Annotated in this window: 16 protein-coding genes and 3 pseudogenes; 10 read left to right on the forward strand and 9 right to left on the reverse strand. The window is 69.6% G+C overall.

All coding sequences use genetic code 11. The features are described from left to right. Positions 1-411 precede the first annotated feature (411 nt). Entirely contained in the window at positions 412-2,499 is a 2,088-nt protein-coding gene (locus ACTWQR_RS16640; RefSeq protein WP_443227841.1) for a ricin-type beta-trefoil lectin domain protein, read from the forward strand. Between the two features lie 33 nt (positions 2,500-2,532). Here ACTWQR_RS16640 and ACTWQR_RS16645 read toward each other — a convergent pair whose 3' ends face one another. Both ACTWQR_RS16645 and ACTWQR_RS16650 read right to left on the reverse strand, forming a co-directional pair. Next, positions 2,533-4,941, reverse strand: coding sequence for a SpoIIE family protein phosphatase (locus ACTWQR_RS16645; RefSeq protein WP_443227842.1), 2,409 nt, complete (start codon positions 4,939-4,941; stop codon positions 2,533-2,535). A gap of 73 nt (positions 4,942-5,014) precedes the next feature. Continuing rightward, positions 5,015-5,212: pseudogene (locus tag ACTWQR_RS16650) on the reverse strand (RNA-guided endonuclease TnpB family protein); the annotation flags it as partial. Between the two features lie 23 nt (positions 5,213-5,235). On the opposite strand from ACTWQR_RS16650, the pseudogene ACTWQR_RS16655 reads away from it, so the two are divergent. Continuing rightward, positions 5,236-5,661 (forward strand): annotated as a pseudogene (locus ACTWQR_RS16655) (glycoside hydrolase family 2 TIM barrel-domain containing protein); the annotation flags it as partial. On the opposite strand, the gene qcrB reads toward ACTWQR_RS16655, so the two are convergent. Both qcrB and sigJ read right to left on the reverse strand, forming a co-directional pair. Beyond that, on the reverse strand, positions 5,633-7,261 hold the full coding sequence (qcrB, locus tag ACTWQR_RS16660; protein WP_443227898.1) for a cytochrome bc1 complex cytochrome b subunit: 1,629 nt from the start codon (positions 7,259-7,261) through the stop codon (positions 5,633-5,635). The pseudogene ACTWQR_RS16655 and the gene qcrB sit on opposite strands and share 29 nt — an antisense overlap. 44 nt (positions 7,262-7,305) lie before the next feature. Next, positions 7,306-8,283, reverse strand: coding sequence for an RNA polymerase sigma factor SigJ (gene sigJ, locus ACTWQR_RS16665; protein ID WP_443227843.1), 978 nt, complete (start codon positions 8,281-8,283; stop codon positions 7,306-7,308). 210 nt (positions 8,284-8,493) lie between these two features. On the opposite strand from sigJ, the gene ACTWQR_RS16670 reads away from it, so the two are divergent. From ACTWQR_RS16670 to ACTWQR_RS16680, 3 genes are all read left to right on the forward strand, one after another. Then, a complete protein-coding gene (locus ACTWQR_RS16670) occupies positions 8,494-8,739 on the forward strand; it encodes a hypothetical protein (protein ID WP_443227844.1) in 246 nt (81 codons plus the stop codon). Positions 8,740-8,742: 3 nt separating this feature from the next. Beyond that, positions 8,743-9,120, forward strand: coding sequence for a toxin Doc (locus ACTWQR_RS16675; RefSeq protein WP_443227845.1), 378 nt, complete (start codon positions 8,743-8,745; stop codon positions 9,118-9,120). A gap of 603 nt (positions 9,121-9,723) precedes the next feature. Further along, positions 9,724-11,451: an RICIN domain-containing protein gene (locus ACTWQR_RS16680; protein WP_443227846.1), complete on the forward strand. Its 1,728-nt coding sequence runs from the start codon at positions 9,724-9,726 to the stop codon at positions 11,449-11,451. 427 nt (positions 11,452-11,878) lie between these two features. Here the strand turns inward: ACTWQR_RS16680 and ACTWQR_RS16685 are convergent, their stop codons facing one another. The 4 genes and pseudogenes from ACTWQR_RS16685 to ACTWQR_RS16700 all read right to left on the reverse strand — a co-directional run bounded on the left by ACTWQR_RS16685 (position 11,879) and on the right by ACTWQR_RS16700 (position 15,226). Next, positions 11,879-13,048 carry a lactate 2-monooxygenase gene (locus ACTWQR_RS16685; protein WP_443227847.1) on the reverse strand — a complete coding sequence of 390 codons (1,170 nt, stop codon included), beginning with the start codon at positions 13,046-13,048 and terminating at the stop codon, positions 11,879-11,881. A gap of 181 nt (positions 13,049-13,229) precedes the next feature. After that, the gene (locus ACTWQR_RS16690; RefSeq protein WP_443227848.1) at positions 13,230-14,231 is read right to left on the reverse strand and encodes a hypothetical protein; all 1,002 of its coding nucleotides are present in this window, start codon (positions 14,229-14,231) and stop codon (positions 13,230-13,232) included. Positions 14,232-14,301: 70 nt separating this feature from the next. Then, positions 14,302-14,568, reverse strand: a pseudogene (locus ACTWQR_RS16695) (cytosine permease); the annotation flags it as partial. Positions 14,569-14,644: 76 nt separating this feature from the next. Then, the gene (locus ACTWQR_RS16700; RefSeq protein WP_443227849.1) at positions 14,645-15,226 is read right to left on the reverse strand and encodes a hypothetical protein; all 582 of its coding nucleotides are present in this window, start codon (positions 15,224-15,226) and stop codon (positions 14,645-14,647) included. Between the two features lie 307 nt (positions 15,227-15,533). Between ACTWQR_RS16700 and ACTWQR_RS16705 the strand changes: the two genes are divergently transcribed. Beyond that, positions 15,534-15,962 carry a protease inhibitor gene (locus tag ACTWQR_RS16705; RefSeq protein WP_443227850.1) on the forward strand — a complete coding sequence of 143 codons (429 nt, stop codon included), beginning with the start codon at positions 15,534-15,536 and terminating at the stop codon, positions 15,960-15,962. 160 nt (positions 15,963-16,122) lie between these two features. Here ACTWQR_RS16705 and ACTWQR_RS16710 read toward each other — a convergent pair whose 3' ends face one another. Continuing rightward, on the reverse strand, positions 16,123-16,314 hold the full coding sequence (locus ACTWQR_RS16710; RefSeq protein WP_443227851.1) for a hypothetical protein: 192 nt from the start codon (positions 16,312-16,314) through the stop codon (positions 16,123-16,125). A gap of 147 nt (positions 16,315-16,461) precedes the next feature. Here ACTWQR_RS16710 and ACTWQR_RS16715 point away from each other — a divergent pair, with 147 nt between their 5' ends. The 4 genes from ACTWQR_RS16715 to ACTWQR_RS16730 all read left to right on the forward strand — a co-directional run bounded on the left by ACTWQR_RS16715 (position 16,462) and on the right by ACTWQR_RS16730 (position 21,028). Beyond that, positions 16,462-17,172 (forward strand): MerR family transcriptional regulator, encoded by a 711-nt coding sequence (locus tag ACTWQR_RS16715; RefSeq protein WP_443227852.1) that lies wholly within the window; start codon positions 16,462-16,464, stop codon positions 17,170-17,172. Positions 17,173-17,424: 252 nt separating this feature from the next. Beyond that, positions 17,425-18,279 (forward strand): ABC transporter permease, encoded by an 855-nt coding sequence (locus ACTWQR_RS16720; protein WP_443227853.1) that lies wholly within the window; start codon positions 17,425-17,427, stop codon positions 18,277-18,279. Further along, positions 18,276-19,163, forward strand: a complete 888-nt coding sequence (locus ACTWQR_RS16725; RefSeq protein WP_443227854.1) for a carbohydrate ABC transporter permease — start codon at positions 18,276-18,278, stop codon at positions 19,161-19,163. Before ACTWQR_RS16720 ends, ACTWQR_RS16725 begins: the two co-directional genes overlap by 4 nt. Positions 19,164-19,369: 206 nt before the next feature. Continuing rightward, positions 19,370-21,028: an extracellular solute-binding protein gene (locus ACTWQR_RS16730; RefSeq protein WP_443227855.1), complete on the forward strand. Its 1,659-nt coding sequence runs from the start codon at positions 19,370-19,372 to the stop codon at positions 21,026-21,028. The last annotated feature ends 5 nt before the right edge of the window (positions 21,029-21,033 follow it).

Raw genomic sequence — 21,033 nt, forward strand, 5'->3', positions numbered from 1 at the left:
GCGGGTGCGGAACTCGGGGTTCCCGGCTTTTGTGAAGTGGTTTTCGGTGTCATTTAACGGAATCGGGTCGGGCTTCGCGGAGGTGGGAGGGGGTGTCTTGAGTGCTGCCGGCGAGTCCTTCGGCTCGCTGTCGAGTTGCATATCCCAACGGAAGTCGGGGCCCTGTCGGCGTCCCTGCTGAGGCCAAATCGGTACTTACTCCAGGTAACTTAAGGGTCCGTCATTCTAAGTCCTTTGCCGGGCATCTATGTTGACGCTTTGTCAACGTCAAAGTGCCCGAAAGAAAGGGGGATTGAGAGCGTTCTCTTGTTCCGGGGTGTCGTGCTGTGCAAAGGTGCACCTGTCAGCGTGCAGGTAATTCCGTACCTCTTGGTATGGACTTTTCTGCAGAGCTTTTGGAGGAAAGTGCACGTGAGCGTCCCCACCCCGTCGAATTCCCCAGCGACCGGCAGCCTGTTCGATGTGACGGACGAACGGCTCGCGGCGGACCTGAAGAAGGGGTCGGGCAAGAGGCCGGCGCACTATCCCGCCGGGGAACTGTTGGCCCGGCACTGGGTGGCGGTCTTCTCGTACGCGAGGCTGTGCACGAACGGCGCGCAGTACGCCGGAATGCTCACCACCGCCGCATTCACCCGGCTCTTCGGGGAATCCGTGCGGCACACCGGGCCGAAGGCCGCATGGCGGCCGCAGCTCCTGGTCACCGTGCGCCGAATAGCCGGCGAGTGGGACGCGGACAAACGGCGGGAGCTGCTCCATCCCGAGTTGCAGTCCGGCCCGGACGGCGAGAGCCGGGCCGCGGCGCTGCTTCTGCCGCCGGAGAACCGACGGCTGGTGACACGTGCCTTCCAGCGGCTGCCGGAGTCCACCCGCTGCGTCCTGTGGCACGCGGAAGTCGAGGCCGAGGACCTCGCGGTACCGGCCGGCCTGCTCGGTATCGCCGTCGAGGACGCTGCCACGGAACTGGATCGGGCCCGCGAACTCCTGCGCCAGAACTGTGTGGAGAGCCATCGCGAACTCGCCCCCGAGGAGACGTGCCGCCGCTACAGCAGACTGCTTGACGTGTCGATCCGGCGCGGCGGCAGCATCGTCCCTGATCTGCGGCAGCACCTCGCCGAGTGCACCCACTGTCAGTACGCGGCCGACCAGCTGAACCAGGCCGGCGGCCGGCTGGCCGTCCTGCTGGCCGAGGGGGTCCTCGGGTGGGCGGCCCGGCCCTATCTCGACTCCAGGCCCGGCCGCCGCGCCAGAGTCGAGCAGGCGCACGCGGGCCCGATCGTGTCCGCCGTCCGCGGGGCCGGCCCTTCTCCGGACAGTGGCCTTCACCCAGTCACCGACGCCTTCCCGGGCGCTGACCTCTTCCCCGGAACCGGCCCTCAGCCGGTCACCGGTTCCAGTTGGGGAGGCGGCCCTCACCCGGGCCCCGGCCCTCGCCCTGAAACTGATCCTCGACTGGAAACCAGCTCTCGCCGGCGCACCGGCCCTCGTCACGCCGTACGACTCCCGCCGCACGCCGACGCCCGCCCCGCGGAGCCCGGAAGGCGCTTCACGCGTCGCCGCCGGAACCTCGCCCTGGCCGTGCTCGCGGTGAGCGGATGCGTCCTGGTGCCGCTGGCCCTGTGGTCCGGCGGCGGGGACGACGACCGCCTGCCCTCTGCCGCGGGCACCGGGGCGGCGTCCGAGAATCCCGACGGGCCGTCCAGGATCGACGCGGGCGACTCGCAGCCCGGCACCCTGAGCGGCCGCCTCCGCAACACCGGTACCGAGGACTGCGTCAGCATCGCGGACGGCAAGGCGACCGAGGGCGCGGAAGTCATACTCGCCACCTGCACCTCCTCGGAGCGGCAACAGTGGTCGCACGAGAGCGACGGTGTGCTGCGGAGCCTGGCCGACTCGGACCTGTGCCTCGACTCCCGGATCGACTTCTCGGTCCGGCTGGGCCTGTGCGAGGGCGCGGAGCAACGGGAAGGCGTCCGCTACGACTTCACCGTCGAGGGAAATCTGGTGCCCTTGGAGCAGCCGAAGCTCGCGCTGGCGCCCGCCTCGGGGGAGGAAGGGACAGGCCTCGTCCTCAGGGCCCGTGACGACGGACCGTCCCAGCGCTGGGAGTTCGACACTTCGGTGGACTCGCTCCAAATGGAGTGGATCACGTCGTACACGAACAAGGACACGGCGGAGCGGATCCCTGCTGCCAGACCGGAGCCGACCCGCACACCGCCGTCCTCCGAGCCGAATCCCAAGCCCTCCGAGGCGTCCCCGACTCCCTGGCCCACGGCGCCGGCACCCGCCCCGAATTGGCAGTGCTACGGCTCCTACTGCTGGCAGCACGACGGGTCCGGCGGCGGGACGGGAGGCAGCGGGTACGGAGGGGGCGGCTACGGAGGGGGCTACGGCGGCGGAGATTACGGCGGCGGAGGGTATGGCGGCGGGGGCTACGGCGGAGGGTATGGCGGCGGAGGCTACGGAGGCGGGTACGGCGGCGGAGGCTACGGAGGCTGGTGACGGGCACTCACGCCGACGGGGATGCCGACGGCATCACTCGTCGCCCAGCGCGAGCTCCGACCAGATCGTCTTGCCCTCGGTGGTGTGGCGGCTGCCCCAGCGCTGGGTGAGCTGGGCGACCAGGAGCAGGCCGCGGCCGCCCTCGTCGAAGATCTTGGCGCGGCGCAGGTGCGGCGCGGTGTGGCTGGAGTCGGAGACCTCGACGATCAGCGTGGTGGCGTCGTGGATGAGGCGCAGCCGGATGGGACGCTCGCCGTACCGGATGGCGTTGGTGACGAGTTCGCTGACCACCAACTCGGCGGTGAACGCCGCCTCGTTGAGCTGCCAGATGTCCAGTTGCCGGAGCACCTGCTTGCGGATCGGGGAGACGAGGGACGGATCGGCCGGGATGTCCCAGGTCGCCACCTGCGAGGTCGGCAGTCCCTTCGTGCGGGCGAGCAGCAGGGCCACGTCGTCAGACGCGCCGGTCGGCGGGAGCAGCGACTGCAGGATGTCGTGGCAGGTCTCGTCGAGGGAGCCCGAGGCCCGCGTCAGCGCCTGGCACAGCAGCCGGTGGCCGTCGTCGAGGTCCCGCTCACGGCTCTCGATCAGGCCGTCGGTGTACAGAGCGAGCACGGTGCCCTCGCGGAGTGTGAGCTCGGTCGACTCGAACGGCAGCCCGCCCAGGCCCAGGGGAGGACCGGGCGGTACGTCGATCTCCTGGGGCGGGCCGTCCGGCGGGAGCATCACCGGCGGCGGATGGCCGGCCCGGGCGAGGGTGCACCGGCGGGCGACCGGGTCGTACACCGCGTACAGACAGGTGGCACCGACCTCGCCGGTGGTCCCTTCGCTGCCCGCCTCCTCGGAGAGGCGGATGACCAGGTCGTCGAGGTGGGTCAGTAGTTCGTCCGGGGCCAGGTCGATGTCGGCGAGGGTGCGTACGGCGGTCCGCAACCGTCCCATGGTGGCCGATGCCTGCACGCCGTGGCCGACGACATCACCGACGACCATGGCGACCCGCATCCCGGACAGCGGAATCACGTCGAACCAGTCCCCGCCTACCCCGGCCCGCGCCGCGGGCAGATAGCGCGAGGCCGCCTCGACGGCGGCCGTGCGCGGCAGCGTCCGGGGCAGCAGGCTGCGCTGCAGGGCGATCGCCGTCTCGCGCTCGCGGGAGAAACGGCGGGCGTTGTCGATGCAGACGGCCGCCCTGGCCGTGACCTCCTCGGCCAGCAGGACGTCGTCCGAGGTGAAGGGATCGGGGCGCCGAAACCGGGTGAAGACGGCGACGCCCAGCGTCGCGCCACGGGCCTGGATGGGTACGGACATCGTCGTGTGGATGCCGTGCTCCCTGACGCGCTCGCCGCGCACCGGGTCCCAGGCGAGCCACTCCGCGAGCGTGGTCGCGGGATCCGTGGCCAGGATGGGGCGGCCGGCCAGCAAGGAGTCGGCCTGCGGCGAGGAGGCGGGGTAGACGTCGACCTGACCCAGTTTGACCACCGCCTCGGGGTTGCCGGCGTTCACCGAGCGGTGAGCGGCACGGCGCAGGCTCACCGGGGCGGACAGCGGCCCGGAGTGCGGCTCGCCGCCCTGGTCCAGCGGGTCCATGAGGTCGATGCTCACGAAGTCGGCGAGCGCGGGCACGCAGACGTCGGCCAGCTCCTGGGCCGTACGGGTGACGTCGAGGGTGGAGCCGATGCGGACGCTCGCCTCGTTCACGAGCTGGAGGCGCTCCCGGGCCAGGTACTGCTCGGTGAGGTCGTGGGCGGTCATGCAGACGCCGCGCACCTTTCCCTCGGCGTCCCTGATCGGCGCGATCCGGGCCAGCCAGGCCTGCGCACGGTCGTCACTGCCCGCGCGCCCGTACGTCTCCACGTCCTCCCGCCGACCGGAAAGGAGCACCCGGAGCAGGTGCCCCTCGAGTTCCGCGCTCTGTGGTCTGCCGCCGATCTCGGAGAGCCGCAGTCCGCGGATGCGCTCCTGCGGGAGGCTGATCTCCTCGGACATCACCGCGTTGATCCCGTGCAGTCGCAGCCGCTCGTCGTAGACGACCGTGGCGCAGGGCGACTGCACCAGTAGCGCGGTGTTCAGAGGATCGTCCGGCGGCCGCTCGTCGTTCTCCAGGGGGGAGACGACGAACCAGTCGCTGCGGTCGCCGAGGTCGGGTTGCCGTCGGTGGGCGAGCAGCCACACGGGGAGGATCCGCCCGTCCTGGTGACGCAGCGTGAGCGTGCCGCTCCAGCGGTTGTCGGTCGACGGGGGCCGTACGAACTCGGTGTCCCGCGCCAGCAGGTCGGCCGCGGGCCGGCCCACGACGTCGGCCGAGACGTGGCCGAGGAGCCGCCGGGCGCCCTCGTTCCACTCGACGAGTATGCCGTCACCGTCGATGACGGCCCGTGCCGTGGCGCTCTCGTCGAACGGATAGCCCGGGTCGTCGCCCGATGTTTCGTTGTGGCTCCTCATCGTCGCCACTCCATTCCGTTGCGCATACTCACATTGAATCCTCCCCTCCCTGAGGGGGGAGGGGATTCCTGGCTCAGGCCGCCTCCTGGAGCGGCGCTCCAGGAGGTCTTCCGCCATCGGCACCAGCCGGATCGAGACCAGCCCGGACGAGCATCACACGTGCGGAGTTCTTGTCCCGTGGGGACACGGTTCCGCAGGCGGCGCAGGTGTAGGTGTGCTCACCCAGCGGCTGGGGGTCCCCCACGCCGTCAAGGCAGTGGGGGATGCGTGCTTGGCTCTCGCATCGCAGTGCGCGCGCACTCGGGCCGTCCGGACACCCTGCCCGCCGCGATGCGCGGCGGCGACCCGGCCACCGGGTGGTCCAACGCCTTCCACAAGGCGGCGACGCCGCTCCTCCCCGCCTTCGACGGCGCCCGCGAGGAGGACTGCGTGTCCGTCGACTGGGGCCGCGCCCGCACCTTCGACCGGGTCGAGGTCTCCTTCGGCGTGGACGCGACGCACGCCGTGCCCGCCACGATCGAGGTCGCGTACTGGGACGGCCACCGCTGCCGGCCCGTGAAGGGAGCCGGCATCGACTGGGCCACAGCGTCCGACGAGCTGACGGCGATCACCTTCGACGCCGTACGCGGCAGCCGGCTCCGGCTCACCATGACGAGCCGGTACCCGGACGAGGCCCGGGGCGCACCGCGGATCAGCCGCCTGGCGGTCCCGGCTCGCTGACCTGCTCGGCCTCCCGGTGCTCCGCGTACTCCTCGGCCGTCGGCTTCGCCACCTGTGTGCCGGCGCCGTACAGCCCACGGGACAGCAGGACCCGTAGACGTCGCACCCGGCCGTTCGGGCTCGGCACGCCGTTGGTGTCCTGCGCCGGACCGAGTTCGAGCGGCTGGGGCTGCTCGTGCTGGGTGAGCGTGTGCAGCTCGGCGGGGGAGAGGGGCTGGTGCGGCTCGACGAACTCGCCGTGCGGGAGCCGTTTGATCACGCCGGTCTCGCGGCCGTGCAACACCAGCTCGCGGTCCCTGCGTTGGAGGCCGAGGCAGATGCGCCGGGTCGCGATGAAGACGAGGACGGGGACGACGAAGACCGCGATCCGGATCGCCCAGGTGACCGTGTTGATCGACAGATGGAAGCGGGTGGCCACGATGTCGTTGCCGCCGCCCGCGAGCAGGATGAGGTAGACGCTGATCCACGCCGTGCCGATGGACGTGCGGACCGGCCGGTTGCGCGGGCGGTCCAGAAGGTGGTGCTCGCGTTTGTCACCGGTGATCCAGGCCTCCAGGAACGGGTAGACGCCGATGAAGACCAGGAGGACCGGGAAGACGACGATCGGGATCAGCACACCGAGGACCAGGGTGTGGCCGGCGACGTTGATCTCCCAGCCCGGCATGATGCGCACCAGACCCTCCGCGAAGCCCAGGTACCAGTCCGGCTGGGCTCCCGTGGACACCTGGTCGGCGCGGTAAGGACCGTACGACCAGACCGGGTTGATCGTCGCGATCGCCGAGATGAGTGCGATCACCCCGAACACCAGGAAGAAGAAACCGCCCGCCTTGGCCATGTAGACCGGCATGAACGGCGCGCCCACGACGTTCCGTTCGGTCTTCCCGGGACCCGGGAACTGTGTGTGCTTGTGGTAGAAGACCAGGATCAGATGGGCGACCACCAGCGCCGCCATGATCCCGGGAATCACCAGGATGTGCAGGGAGTAGAAGCGGGCGATGATGTCGTGCCCGGGGAACTCGCCGCCGAACAGGAAGAACGACAGATATGTGCCGACGATCGGCACCGACAGCGTCGCGCCCTCCACGAACCGCATCCCGGTGCCCGACAGCAGATCGTCCGGCAGCGAGTAGCCGAAGAGCCCCTCGAACAGGCCGAGGAACAGCAGCGTCCAGCCGAACAGCCAGTTGACCTCACGGGGCTTGCGGAACGAGCCCGTGAAGAAGTGCCGCATCATGTGCATGAGCATCCCGGCGATGAAGATCAACGCCGCCCAGTGGTGCATCTGCCGGATCAACAGACCGCCCCGCACGTCGAAGCTGATGTCCAGCGTCGAGGCGTACGCCTCCGACATCCGCACGCCGTTCAGCGGAACGTAACTGCCGTGGTACGTCACCTCGTTCATCGACGGATGGAAGAACAGCGTCAGATAGACACCGGTCAGGATCAGTACGACGAAGCTCCAGAGGCAGATCTCCCCGAGCAGGAACGACCAGTGATCGGGGAAGACCTTGCGCAGGTACCGCTTGCCGAGGGTGTGGGTGCCGAGGCGGCCGTCGAACCAGTCGGCCACGCGCCGGCCGGAGGATGCTTCCTCGGCCACGCGCCGCCCGGAGGAGACCTTCTCGGCCGGTCGTTCGGTGGTCGTCACGCGTCTGCCTCCTCGTTCTGGTCCGCGTCCTCGTGCTCGTTTCTGTGCACGTGCGTGAGCTTGTCGGGATTGGTGACGATGTAGACGCCGGACACCCGGTCGCCCTCCGGAGTGAGGTCCATGACCATCACGGCGTACGGGGACTCGCCCTGGAACAGCACGGCCGCCTCGTCGCCGTTGACGCGCCGGTAGCTGACGTCCATCTGCTTCACACGCCTCTGGGTGTACGCCGAGAAGAGCCGCAGCGCCTTCTCCCGGCCCCGCACCGGCCGCAGCCCCGCCGCGCGCCGCTTGCCGCCGCCGTCCGTCCACACCGTGACGTCCGGCGCGAGGATCTCCATCAGCGCACCGATGTCCCCGCCGAGCGCGGCCGCCACGAACCGCTCCGTCGCCTCCCTCCGCACCCTTGGATGCGCCTCGTACAGCGGGCGCCGGGCGTGCACGTGCCGACGGGCGCGGTGCGCGAGCTGGCGTACCGCCGAGGGGCTGCGGTCGATGACCTCCGCGATCTCGGTGTGGGGGTAGCCGAACACCTCGTTGAGCACGAACACCGCCCGCTCCAGCGGGGTCAGCGACTCCAGGACCACCAGCATCGCCATCGAGACGGACTCGGCGCGCAGGGTGCGCTCGGCGGCGTCCGCGGGCGGCTCCCCGGCAGCCTCGGCCACGAGCGGCTCGGGCAGCCACGGGCCCACGTACGTCTCGCGACGGCGGCTGACCACGGCTCGTCGCTTCAGCGCCTGGTTCACCGCGATGCGGACGAGATACGCGCGGGGGTTCTCGATCTTCCGGAGCGGTGACCGGTCGCGGCTGCCGGACCAGGACAGCCAGGTGTCCTGGAGTACGTCCTCGGTGTCGGCGACGCTGCCGAGCATGTTGTAGACGATCGCGAAGAGCAGCTCGCGATGGTCCATGAACAGCCGGGTCGCCGTGTTCGGTGGCTCATCGGTCCCCGGTTCCGGACTCTCGGACATGCCTGTGCCTCCCGTGGCGCGCTCACTACTGCGAGGGATTCAGGGGCCCGGAATGTGACAAGCCACGGCGAGATGTGACGTACGTCTCATCCCGTGCGCGAGGCGGCGCGACACCCGCGGTGTTCCTGCGTACACCCGCCAGGTACCGCCAAGCGCTGCACTTGACCTGCAAGTATTTACGAGTAAGTACCCGCGATGTACCTTGAGGGCATGCCAGCTCTCAACGTGGAATTCAGCGAGCGTGAGCTCGAGGATCTGCGGCAGATCGCCAAGGAGCGCGGAACGTCGATGAAGGCCCTGGTTCGCGAGGCGGCCGCCGCCGACATCGTGCGGCACCGAGCACTGCAGGAAGGCGCGGACGTCTTCCGCCAGTTCTTCGCGGCGCACGCGGACGAGTTCGCCGCGGCCTTCCCCGACGACGAACCAGCCGCCAAGAGCGAGGGGCGGGTCGCCTGACCCATGCCCCCCGTCATCCATATCGACGTGCCCTGGCTGCTCCAGCGACACGAAGAGGTCCTGCCCGACCAGCCGACCGTCAACGACTTCTCCGTGCTGGTCGCGGCCGTGGCCCGGCATCGCGTGGACCCGCCCCGGCTCGGCGTGGACTCGGACCCGGCGTGGCGCGCCGCCGCGCTCCTGCACACCCTGGCCCTGCTGAAGCCGCTGCCATCCGCCAACGCCCGTTTCGCCTGCGCGACAGCGGTCTCGTACATGTTCGTGAGTGGTGTGGGGATCGACCCTCCGTACGGGGCCCTCGTCGACCTCGCCCGTGACCTGATGTCCGGAAAGGTGGACGTTTTCGCGGCGGCCGACCGGCTGCGTTCCTGGCAGATCTGAGCCGCCGAGGAACGGGGTGACTCTCCATCGCGGGTCCGAGCCGTCTCGCGACCGGCCGACCCTGCCCCCAGGCCGACCCGCCCTCGGGGCCGCCGACCGAGGGCGGGAGGATCGGGGTCGGCGGCCTGCTTCGCGCGGGAGAGCCGCCGTCCCGCGCGGGGCCTCCGAGAAAGGCCGGTACCAGTGCACTACGGAGTTCTGTGCGCCGGGAGCGTGCGAGGGGCGCCGGAGCGTGCGCGCGGTTCACACGGGGCGCTTGACATTTCGAAAGCCGGTGCGACAACGGGGAGTTGACCGAGGCTGACGTTGACTTTCCTTCAATGCGCGGATGTTGCCCAAGTCGCTCAAGTGCCTTGTTGGGTGTGAGAGTTTTGTGCAAGGGTGAACTTCCTCGCACATGACCAATGGCCAGGTCTGATTCGCTACTTGGGATTTCATCGTGCCGTCGGGCTCAAAAGGCGCTCGGCCGACGGTCATCGAGTGGTCGACGTCCCCGGCCGCTTTCCGTGCGCCAAAGCCAAAAAGGTATGCACCAACCAGGAGCTCCTTTTCGGCGGTCAGAACTTCTGTGTGCCACCTTGTGCCTTGGAAGGAAACCGCTCAGTGCACACCCCCCACCCGCCTCGTCCCGCATATCCGCCTCGCGCCAGTGCCGCTCCCGGGGAATCAGACGAGAGCCTCGCGGCCCTCCTGAGAGCGCAGCCGGAGGGCGAGCTCACCCACTCTTCCGCGCTGCTGCTCGCGCGGCACTGGCAATCGACGCATGACTACGCGGTCATCTGCCTCGCTTCCTCGGCGAACGTCGCCTCCATGGTCACGACGGCCGCCTTCCAGCAGGTCCTGGAGCGGCTGAGACGCGCCGGATCCGCCGTCGCGCTGCGGCCCCAACTCCTGGTGGCGGTACGGGACACGGTCAAGGCATGGTCCGCGCAGGACCGCATATCCGAAGTGCTGCCGGATCTCCGGAAACCCGCCGGTGGCCGCGGCATGCGCGCGACGAAGTCCATGACGCCGGAAAATCGCAAGCTCGCCGAGCGTTCTTTCGAGGCGCTCCCGGGACTCGCCCAGTGCGTGCTGTGGCACACCGAGGTGGAGGGCGAGCACATATCCGTACCCGCTGGTCTGTTGGGCATGGATACCGACATCGCGTCAGCCGCCCTGGACCAGGCACGGGAGCAATTCCGCGAGGGCTGTGTACGGGCTCATCGTGAACTCGCGCCGAACAAGGATTGCCGCCACTACAACCGTCTGCTGGATGTCCCGATTCGGCGCGGCGGCGCCTTGCTTCCCGATGTTCAACAACATCTGCTGACATGTCGTTTCTGCCGTTACGCGGCCGAGCAGCTCAGCCATTTCGAGGGCGGGTTGGGCGGACTGCTCGCCGAAGCGGTGCTCGGCTGGGGCGCCCGCCGCTATCTCGACTCGCGGCCGGCCCGCGGTCACTCGGGGGCCCGGCCCGGCCGGTACAACGGCAGACGGCCGGGTGGTGGCGGCCGTCCCCGTCTGCTCTCCCAACTCGCCGCCAGGCAGGGCGGCCGGCACTCCTCGCCGAGCCAGCGGCACTCGAAGGCCCTCCTCACCGGAGCGGGCCTGGTCTCGGTGGCGCTGCTCGGGACCGTCCTGGTTGCCGGCCTGTGGTCGCAGGACGACGGCGGTGCCGACCCCTCGGCCTCCGCCGGCGCGTCCCCCAGCGTCACCCCGAGCCCCGGCGGACAGGCCCCGCCCGCCATGTCGTCGTCCCCGCCCAACTCGGCCGGGCTGCCCACGACTCCCGTGCAGACCCGGCTGCGCAACCTGGCCGCCGATCTCTGCCTCGACATCAAGGGCGGCAAGGCGAAGTCCGGCGCCGGAACCGAACTGGCGGAGTGCTCCAGGGCCTGGACCCAGCAGTGGTCGTACGAGGAGGACGGTCTTCTGCGCAGCGTCGCCGACCCCGAGTTGTGCCTCGACTCGCACGTGGACGCCGGCGTGGTCGTCCTCGGCCCCTGCGCCGCCGCGTCGGCCAAGCGGGGCAACGATGTCCGCTACGACCTCACCGTGCAGGGCGAGTTGCTGCCGCGCTGGCAGGAAGGGCTCGCCGTCGTCCCGTCCTCCAACGACCCGGACGCCGAGGTGGTGACGAAGATCCGCGACAGGTCGGACGAGCAGCGATGGCTGACCGACATCACCACGACGGCCACCCCCGAGTCCCTGTCGATCGCCGGAACGGCCGCGCCGTCCGGCCGTCCAGTCACCGACTCGCCGCCCGCCGACTCACAGATCGACTCGAACTCGGAGTGCGCCGAGCCGACGTGCGCGGAGGAGCCGCGGGCCGCGGAACTCGAACTTTGACCGAGGCACCACGACACCCCGCGGACCTCGGTATGAACACCTCAGGCCGGTTCGTATGGTGCGGGTGAGCGGGGGCTGGTCGCGCAGTTCCCCGCGCCCCTGAAAGCGCCTCAGGTCGGTTCGTGAAGTGCCGGTCGTCGTGGGCTGGTCGGGCAGTTCCCCGCGCCCTTAAAGGGGCCTCAGCCCCCACCGGCCGACACCCGGCCTTCGGCGGGAGGGGACGTGCCGGCGTCCGAGCGCCGCGCTTCCCGGCCAACCCGACTACCTCAGAGTGGCGCTCGGATGTCCCGGCGCGGCCCCGCCCCACATCCAACCCAGGGGCGCGGGGAACTGCGCGCCCAGCCCCCACTCACCCGCACCCGAACAACCGCCCAACCGCCGGAGGCAACCCGCACCCGAACAACCGCCCAACCGCCCAAGGCAACCGTCACCCGGTCTCCTCGACGAGGTCATCCGCGCTGAGCGTCGCCGGACCCGCATGCCCGGACAGCGCGAGCGTGAGGTCGAACTCGGCGAGCAGACAGCGGATGACGTGCTCCACGCCCGCCCGACCGTCGAGACCCAGGCCATACACGTAAGGACGCCCGACGAGCACCCCCTGGGCGCCCAGCGCGAGCGCCTTGAAGATGTCGTCACCCGTGCGAACCCCGCTGTCGAAGAAGACGGTGAGCCGGTCGCCGGCCGCTTCGACCACCCGCGGCAGCGCATCGGCGGCGGCGACGGATCCGGCCACCTGACGGCCGCCGTGGTTGGAGACGACCACACCGTCCATCCCGGCGTTGACGGCCCGGCGCGCGTCGTCCGGATGCAGGATGCCCTTGAGCACGATCGGCCCGTCCCAGTTCTCACGCAGGAACTCCAGATCCGGCCAGGTCTTCCCGGGATCCGCGAACATCCCCACGAAGTGCATGACCGCCGCGTTCGGATCCTCGAGCACCGGCTTGGCCAGGCCCGCCAGGAACGCCGGGTCGGAGAAGTAGTTGGCGGTGCCCACACCGTGCAGGAACGGCAGATACGCCTGGTCCAGATCGCGCGGCCGCCAGGCCAGCAACGGCGTGTCGAGCGTGACGAACAGCGCGGTGTACCCGGCCGCCTTCGCCCGGCTCAGGAAACTCCTCGTGACCTCGCGGTCCTTCGCCCAGTAAAGCTGGAACCAGCGCTCCCCGTCACCCATCACCTCCGCGACCTCCTCCATGGGGGTGCTGGAGGCCGAGGACAGGATGTAGGGCACGCCCTGCGCGGCGGCGGCCCGTGCGGCGGCGGACTCGGCGTCCGGGTGCATGATCGACAGGACGCCGATCGGCGCGAGGGCGAGGGGCGCGGGCAGCGCACGCCCCAACACCTCGACGGACAGGTCGCGTTCGTTCACATCGCGGAGCATCCGCGGCACGATCCGACGGCGCTCGAGCGCCTCCCGGTTCGCCCGCGCCGTACTGCCGTTGCCCGCGCTGCCCGCCACATAGCCCACCGGACCAGGACCGAGCCGCTGCTCGGTCAGCTCCTCCAGCCGCGTCAGATCGGTGGGCAGCCGGGGCACCGCGCCCGTCATGCCGTTCAGATAGATCTCGTACTGGAAGTCCGCCCAGTGCTTCGTCACCGTACGTTCCGCCTCTCGCCCTTGATCCCGCCCGTGAGACCGCGCTGTTCCGACCAAACTGTTCCGACGAAACTGATCCTGCGACGATCCTGACGAGCGGAACAAGATCCGTCCACCACGGACACATGGACACATGGGCACATCGATACGTGGACACGGCGGATCGCGTCGGCGATCAGGATCAGGCCGCGAACGACACGCGTACGGCGACCAGTTCACCCGTCGGACCGAGGTCGGCCGACACGGGGAACCAGCCGTCGCCCTGGCCGGTCATCGTGCACAGCACGTGCGCGCCGCCGACCTCGACGGTCCCGGCCTCGACGGCGGAGGCCCGTACCTGGCGCATGACCTGCCAATGGTGGGAGTGGGGCCGGTAGTCCACCATGAGACGCCGCCGCGGATCGGCGTCCTTCCAGTCGAAGAGCGCGCAGGCCCGGCGCATCGCCTCGGGCACCGGCAGGCCCGTCCAGCCCCTGACCCCGTCCTCGCCGGGTTCGCCCAGCGCGGGAGCCGCGAACTCCGCCGCGGCCTCCTCCTCCGCCGAGCCCCAGAAGGCGACGTCGGCCAACCCGTCCACGGGCTCGTCGTGTTGCCAGGCGTTCAGCGCGTCGGCGTCCCCGAAGAGCACACGGGCCCAGTCCACGCGAATGTCCCCGAGTTCCAAGGACTTGGCCGCGGGGGCAGGGCCGACCGGGATCACGATGCCGACGTCCGATGCCAGCACGGGTAGTGCCCGGTCCCGGGGCAGCCCGCCCAGCGCCACGACCGGCACCCCGTGCATCAGAAAGCGGCCACCGCCCCGTGCCGCGCACCGCCGTACCCGTTCCCTGTGTGGCACCCGCTCGGCACACGCCTCGATGCGGGCGTCGAGGCCGTGCTCCCGGCAGTGCGCGTCGAAGAGCTCCAGCAGCCGCGCGACTCCGGACGCCGGGATGTCGTGGAGCGTCCGGCCTGGCTGCCGGTCGAAGGAGTGGGCCGCGGTGTCGGCGTCCGGTCCGGCGATCGCGAAGTCGGTCGCCGCCGCCACATCGGCGGCGACCACCGGATCCTGGACGCCGAACGCTCCCGGGTCCACCTCCGCCGGCGAGCGCTCCCCGCTCCACATGCCCAGGTGACCACCGTCGACGACCACCAACTCACCGGACGGGCACGTGATCTCGCCCAGCTCGTAGATCTCTTCCATGGCCGGGCAGTCTACGAAGCGCCCCGCTCCCGGCAGCCCCTTGTTGCGCGGCGCTGTCCGGTTCTCGCCGTCAGGAGCCCCCACCAACCGCCACCGGACGACTCTCGTCGGCCTCGGCCCCAGGGCCGGTGATCGCCGGTACCGGCACGTCAACGGTACGCACCAGCCGCGCGCCCGCGGGCCCGTGCGAGGCCCGCGGCTCGGGGACGAGCCACAGCAGCGCCAGGAACAGGATGGCGGAGACGGCCAGCGAGATCGGCAGGCCGATGTCGACCCCGTCGGCCAGATCGCCGAGCGGGCCCACGAACTGGCCGGGGATGTTGGTGAAGAGGACACCGGGATCGAGGGCCGCACCAGGGGGCGGATCATCCATCTTTACGGCTGGCAGTGGGCGAATACACCATCCGTTCCGGTCAGTTGTCGGTCGGAGTGTCTGTCGGGGCGTCGTTCGGAGCGTCCTCGGGCTCGTCGGCCGACGCGTCGGGTCCCTGCGCGCGAACCCGCTGGACGTGTTCCAGGGAGTCCCTCAACTCCGTGAGCCAGTCGTCCGCGTGGCGTTCGACGAGCCGTACGCACCAGGCGAGGGCCTCGCTGCGGCTGCGGGCCACACCGGCGGCGATCAGGGTGTCGAGCACCTGCCGCTGTGGCTGCCGCAGCCGGGTCATGACGGGCGCGGCGACATGGGTGAACAGGGCGCGCTCGTCCCCGCACTCCACGCCCCACGAGACCTTCTTGCGGAAGCGGTGCTCGGCCTCGCGGGCCACGGTGACCCGGGCGTCGCGGGTGCGCTCCCGGAACTCCTGGACACGGGAGCCGATGGCCGCCTCCCGCTCGGCGTCCGAGGCGCCCTCGGCGAGCCGGGGTTCGGGTATGCGGCCGATGACGGTGATCTCCTCGCGGTCGACCGTCACCTCGCTGAGGCTCTCGAAGAGATCGTCGGGCAGACGGCCGGCGAACCAGCCGCGCAGTTTCTCGTGCTGTTCCTCTGTAATCATGTAATTACGATTACTCGCTTGCTGTGCGGGTGCAAGGGTGTGGGCTTCAGCCTGGAGCGGAATGTTTCAGGCCTATTGCTGAGCGGCGCATATCCGGCCAACGCATCCACTTGGTGAGACGAGGTCCGCTCAGTTCCGGGCGCGGCATGGTCGAATTCCGTTACTTCACGCCACTGATTCAACACGCAAGGTTACTGAAACGCGTGGGGTCGATGTGAGTTTCCGTCGCGGACTCGGCAGACTCGCGCTCGCCGTACCGGCACCCGACCGAGCCGGTAGGGCATAACCGAGCGGAAGGATGCACACAATGCCGAACACCGCGCGCTGGGCAGCGACGATCACGCTGACGGCCACCGCCGTATGCGGACCCCTCACCGGGTCCGCCCTCGCCGCCCCCTCGCCGAACGCGCTCTACGCCCCCTCGTCCCTCGTCCTCACCGTGGGCCACGGTGAGACCGCGGCCGCCACCACTCCCGAACGCGCGGCCACCCTGACCTGCACGCCGACCGCCTCGGGAACACACCCGGCCGCGGCGTCGGCCTGCGCCGAACTGCGGGCGTCGGGCGGGGACTTCGACGCCCTGACAGGCAGACGCGACGTCATGTGCACCCGCGAATACGACCCCGTCGTCGTCACGGTCGACGGTGTCTGGCAGGGCCGGCGGGTCTCCTATGAGCGCACCTTCTCGAACGAGTGCGTGAAGAACTCCTACGGGACGACCGTCTTCACGTTCTGAGGGACCGGGGTCGCGTGGTTCTCCGGGTGCGTCGACGGAGGCCCGCAGGCAGCGGATGGGGAGTGCGAGTCCCGTCGCGGAGTGCCACGCGATCTCGCAACAGGGTCGGCGGAGACGGAGTGGGGCCGTCTCCGCCGACCCCGGCCTCTTCGGCCCGGCGTCACGCGGAGGCTGTGATGCTCCAGGCGCCCACCTCGCGGTAGTCCGAGTCGTAGACGGCCGCCCGCTCACCGGGCTTCAGCTCGTAGTGCTGGAGATTCCCACCCCAGTAGCGCAGGATCCGGCCCAACTCCCGGGCGGCGTCGCCGTCCCAGGCCGTGTCCCCCATGTCGACTTCGAGAAGGAACTTCACGTCGGCGCTCTCCCCTTCCGGGTCTTCGTGTCGATGTGTCTCCCTTCAATCGTGTCATTCAATTGCTTCTTGAGACTTGAGCCGACTCGGTCCCAGGTCCGTCCCGGAACGTACCCTGAAACCCTCAAATCCAGGTGAGGAGTCAGGGTGAGCGATCAGCTGCGGGCCGTCGACCTGGCGCGTGCCGCGGGTGTCTCGACCCAGCAGGTCCGCAACTACGTGGAGACGGGGATCCTGCCGCCCGTCGGGCGCACGGACAGCGGCTACCGGGTCTTCACGAACGCACACGCGGAGGCCCTCACCGCCGCCCGTGAACTGGCCGCGGGACACGGCTGGCAGACGACCCGCGCGATCATGCGAGCCGTGCACAAAGACGACCTGGAGAGCGCGCTCGCCCTGCTCGACGCGAGCCACGCGGAACTGCACCGGGAGCGGACCGAACTCGCCGAGGTGCTGGGCGCCCTGGACACGCTGCTCGCGGACGAGACCGCGCCCACGGAGGGCGGCCGCCTGCGCATCGGAGAACTGGCCGACGCCATCGGCGTACAGACCCCCGTACTACGCCTCTGGGAGGCCCGCGGCCTGCTGCGGCCCACGCGTGAGAAGGCCACCGGATACCGCCGCTACTCCGCGTCCGAGGCGCGGCTCGCGCAGGTCGTCGCGCTCCTGCGGCGCGGCAACCACCCGTTCTCCACGATCGGTTCGGTACTGGCCGAGCTGCGCACCAGCGGAAACCCCGAGCGCGTACGGGTCGAACTGGCCGGGCGGGAGCGGGAGGTGCACCGCCGGAGCCTGCGCCGGCTGGCGGGCTCGGCGGCTCTGCACGTGTACCTCCAGCGACGTACGAAAACGTTTTAAGCGATCCCCGCAGGTCGGCAGACCTCCTGCGGCACGGCCAACAACACTTCTGTGTCAGAAGTGTTGACCCCGTATTGGAAACGTTTTAATTTTCCCTCACCCAACTGCCAGAGGTGAGGAGGCCATGTGGCCGCGGTGGTGCGAGATCGCGCAGGTACAGAGGAGGTGAGTCCTTCCAGTCGCCCTCCGATCGGTGCGTCTACGAAGCGAAAAGGTTTTCAGAACCGCAGAAGCCGGGCGCTGTTTCTGCTGATGCTGCCAGGGCTCGGCTACTTCCTGGTGTTCCACTACGGGGCGCTGGCCGGCAACGTCATCGCGTTCAAGGACTACGTGCCCTTCGACGGCATCTGGGGCAGCCCGTGGGTCGGCCTGGACAACTTCCAACGGATGTTCCAGGACGCCGGGTTCTGGGACGCGGTCCTCAACACCCTCTGGATCGCGATCCTCCAGATCGTCTTCTACTTCCCCGTGCCGCTCGCCCTCGCCCTGCTCCTGCACACCCTCACCTGGAGCACCACCCGCCGCTTCGTGCAGTCGGTGGCGTATCTGCCGCACTTCATCTCGTGGGTGATCGTCGTCGCCCTCTTCCAGCAAGTCCTCGGCGACACGGGCCTGGTGAACAGCTATCTCGGTGACGCCGGCCTGAGCACCGTCGACATCATCGGCAACCCCGACGCCTTCAAGCCGCTCACCGTCGCCCAGGTGATCTGGAAGGACGCCGGCTGGGGAACGATCATCTTCCTCGCCGCGCTCTCCCAGGTCGACGAGCAGCAGTACGAGGCCGCCGCCATCGACGGCGCCGGACCCTGGCGCCGGTTCTGGCACGTCACGCTGCCCGCGATCCGCCCCGTCGTGATCCTGCTGCTCATCATGCGACTCGGCGACATCCTCTCCGTCGGCTTCGAGCAGATGCTGCTGCAGCGCGACGCGGTGGGGCCGGAGGCGGCCGAGGTCATCGACACCTTCGTCTACTACCAGGGCGTGGTCGGCGGCGACTACGGATTCGCGGCCGCCGCGGGCCTGTTCAAGGGCGTCATCGGAGCGCTCCTCGTCTACGCGGCCAACAAGGTCGCCCACCGCCTCGGCGAACAGGGGGTCTACAAGTGAGCGCTCAAGTCCGGCCCGCCTGGATGGAGAAGCCCAGGCCCGCGACCCAGGCCGCGAAAGCCGTCGCGCTCGTGACCGTCGTCCTCCTGGTCTGCGTGCCCTTCCTCGTGATCCTCTCGACGTCGCTCGCCTCGCCCAAGGAAGTGGTCGACAACGGCGGCTGGGTGCTGTGGCCGACGGACCCGACCATCCAGGCGTACCGCGACATCCTCGACGGCGGCATTGTCACCCACGCCCTCGGCGTCAGCGCCGGCGTGACCGTCGTCGGCACCCTGCTGAGCCTGTTCTGCACGGTCACGCTCGCCTATGCCCTGTCACGCCCCGGGGTCTTCGGCGGCCGGCCCGTACTGCTCCTGGTCCTGTTCACGTTCCTCTTCCCGCCCGGCATGATCCCCAGCTTCCTGCTGGTCAAGGAGCTGGGGCTGCTGGACTCGTACGGCTCGCTGATCTTTCCCGTACTGATCAACGTGTTCAACCTGGTGGTCCTGCGCGGCTTCTTCCAGTCGATCCCCGAGGAGCTGTACGAGGCCGCCCGGCTGGACGGTGCGGGGGACTGGCGGGTCCTGTGGTCCGTTGTGCTGCCGCTGTCCAAGGCGGCCCTCGCCGTCGTCGGCCTCTTCTACGCGGTGGCGTACTGGAACTCCTGGTTCTACGCCTCGCTCTACCTGGAGAGCGACCACTGGCCGCTCCAACAGGTGCTGCGTACCTATGTGGTGGCCGGTTCGGGACTCACCGACACCGCCACGAGCGAGGGCACCGTCAACGCCCCGCAGACCGTGCAGATGGCCGTCCTGGTGATCGCCACCGTGCCGATCCTGCTCGTCTACCCCTTCCTGCAGAAGTACTTCACCAAGGGCGTGCTCACCGGCGCGATCAAGAGTTGAGCGCCTTGCTGGTGCGGCGCTCCGGGTCGGTACTTGGAGTGCGGGGCGGTGAGGGCTGGTCGTGCCCCGCGGCAGCCGCAAATGTCACAGCCCCGCGCCCGTAAACGGGGCGTGTCGTTCCGCACCGGTCTTCATCGGTCCCACTTGGCCGTCCATCAAGAGCCTGTCGTCCAGAACTTGTCATCCAGAGCTGGGAGAGAACTCGCATGTCCGCTACCCCGCTGTCCCGTCGTGCCCTGATGCGCACCGCCGCCGTGGGTGGTCTCGCGCTCGCCGCTCCGGCCGCCCTGACCGCCTGCTCCACCGAGTCCGGCGGCGACGGTGTCTCCAACGCGGGCAAGAAACTGGCGCCTTGGCCCACGTACAAGGCTTTCGCGGGGCCCAAGCCAGACCTCGCCCCGACCGAGGAGGGAGTCCAGCCCGGCTACACCTCCTACCCGGCCGACCTGGCCACATCGGTCTCCCGCACCCCCGGTGACGGCTCCACCGTCAAGGTGATGTCGGTGTCCTTCGGCACACCGCCGAAGCCGGCCTCGGCGAACCGGTTCTGGCAGGCGGTCGAGAAGGCTCTCGGCGTGAAGATCGAGTACACGGTCATCTCGCAGACCGACTACCAGAAGAAGATGGCCACCGTGATGGCGGGCGACCCGGGCGAACTCCCGGACATCATCAACATGTTCTCCGGGTTCGTGCTGCCGCGTGAGGCCCAGTTCGTACAGCGCCGCGCCGAGGACCTCACGCCGTTCCTCTCCGGCGACGCCGTCGCGGACTACCCGAACCTCGCGAACATCCCCACCCACGCCTGGCGCGACATGGGCCGCATCGGCGGCCGTATCTACGGCATCCCCCTGGAACGCCCGCTGCCCGGCTCCACGCTGTGGCTCAACCAGGAGTCCTTCGAGGCCGCCGGGATGAGGGAGGGCTGGACGGCCCAGGACTTCGCGGCGGTCGCCAAGAAGGGCACCGGCGGGAAGAAGTACGGCCTGGGGGCGGCGGTCGGGTCCGTGTTCGGTGACGGTTTCCACTCCGCGGCGCACGGCGTCCACGCACGGGGCTGGTCGGTGAAGAAGGACGGCACGTTCCTTCCGTCCGCGGCCGACGAGCGCTACAAGGCGATGCTCGACTTCCAGCTCCGGCTGCGCAAGGCGGGCTCCTACCACCCCGACGCGACCTCCATCTCCCAGATCGACATGATCGCCCTCTACTACAGCGGGACGGTCGGTTCGGTGCAGGACGGATTCGGCGGCTATCTCCCCAAGTTCCTTGAGAAGGGAAGGGAGTTCACACCTGCGCCCGCTCTTCCGTACAGCGTGGGCGGGACGCCCGGAGGCATCGTCGGGGCTCGCCGCTCGTTCGGCTACACCATCCTCAAGAAGGCGAAGAAGGAGCGCATCCAGCTGCTCCTGCGCGTTCTCGACTATCTCGCGGCGCCGTTCGGCAGCAAGGAGTGGGAGCTCGTCCACTACGGCGTGGAAGGCATTCACTTCACCCGGGCCAAGGACGGCGCGCCCGAGCCCAACGACCTCGGCCAGGTCGAGAACAACACCAACCTGCCGCTGAAGTACCTCGCCGAAGGGCCTCAGGCGCTGTTCGTGCCCGGTATGCCCGACGCGGTGAAGGCCCTGCACGCCTGGCAGGTGAAGACGGTCCCGGTCGCCATCCGCAACGCCTCGTTCGGGCTCCAGTCCGCGACGAACACCTCCCAGGGCACCACCCTCGACACGCTCCTCAAGGACACCGCCACCGGGATCATCGCCGGCCGGACGCCCCTGTCCGAATGGGACGCGGCGGTCAAGACCTGGCGGCAGCGGGGTGGCGACAGAATGGCCGACGAATACGCCAAGGACTACGCCGCCAACAGCTGACGTGG

This window comes from Streptomyces sp. 2A115, from assembly GCF_052245575.1.
Taxonomy (GTDB): domain Bacteria; phylum Actinomycetota; class Actinomycetes; order Streptomycetales; family Streptomycetaceae; genus Streptomyces.

What these genes read in the sequence shown, in the direction of transcription:
- ACTWQR_RS16700 (WP_443227849.1), bottom strand. Translation starts at nt 15,226, where the DNA reads ATGATTACAGAGGAACAGCACGAGAAACTGCGCGGCTGGTTCGCCGGC.
- ACTWQR_RS16690 (WP_443227848.1), bottom strand. Translation starts at nt 14,231, where the DNA reads ATGGAAGAGATCTACGAGCTGGGCGAGATCACGTGCCCGTCCGGTGAG.
- sigJ (WP_443227843.1), bottom strand. Translation starts at nt 8,283, where the DNA reads ATGTCCGAGAGTCCGGAACCGGGGACCGATGAGCCACCGAACACGGCG.
- ACTWQR_RS16720 (WP_443227853.1), top strand. Translation starts at nt 17,425, where the DNA reads ATGCTGCCAGGGCTCGGCTACTTCCTGGTGTTCCACTACGGGGCGCTG.
- ACTWQR_RS16675 (WP_443227845.1), top strand. Translation starts at nt 8,743, where the DNA reads ATGCCCCCCGTCATCCATATCGACGTGCCCTGGCTGCTCCAGCGACAC.
- ACTWQR_RS16670 (WP_443227844.1), top strand. Translation starts at nt 8,494, where the DNA reads ATGCCAGCTCTCAACGTGGAATTCAGCGAGCGTGAGCTCGAGGATCTG.
- ACTWQR_RS16705 (WP_443227850.1), top strand. Translation starts at nt 15,534, where the DNA reads ATGCCGAACACCGCGCGCTGGGCAGCGACGATCACGCTGACGGCCACC.
- ACTWQR_RS16645 (WP_443227842.1), bottom strand. Translation starts at nt 4,941, where the DNA reads ATGAGGAGCCACAACGAAACATCGGGCGACGACCCGGGCTATCCGTTC.
- ACTWQR_RS16730 (WP_443227855.1), top strand. Translation starts at nt 19,370, where the DNA reads ATGTCCGCTACCCCGCTGTCCCGTCGTGCCCTGATGCGCACCGCCGCC.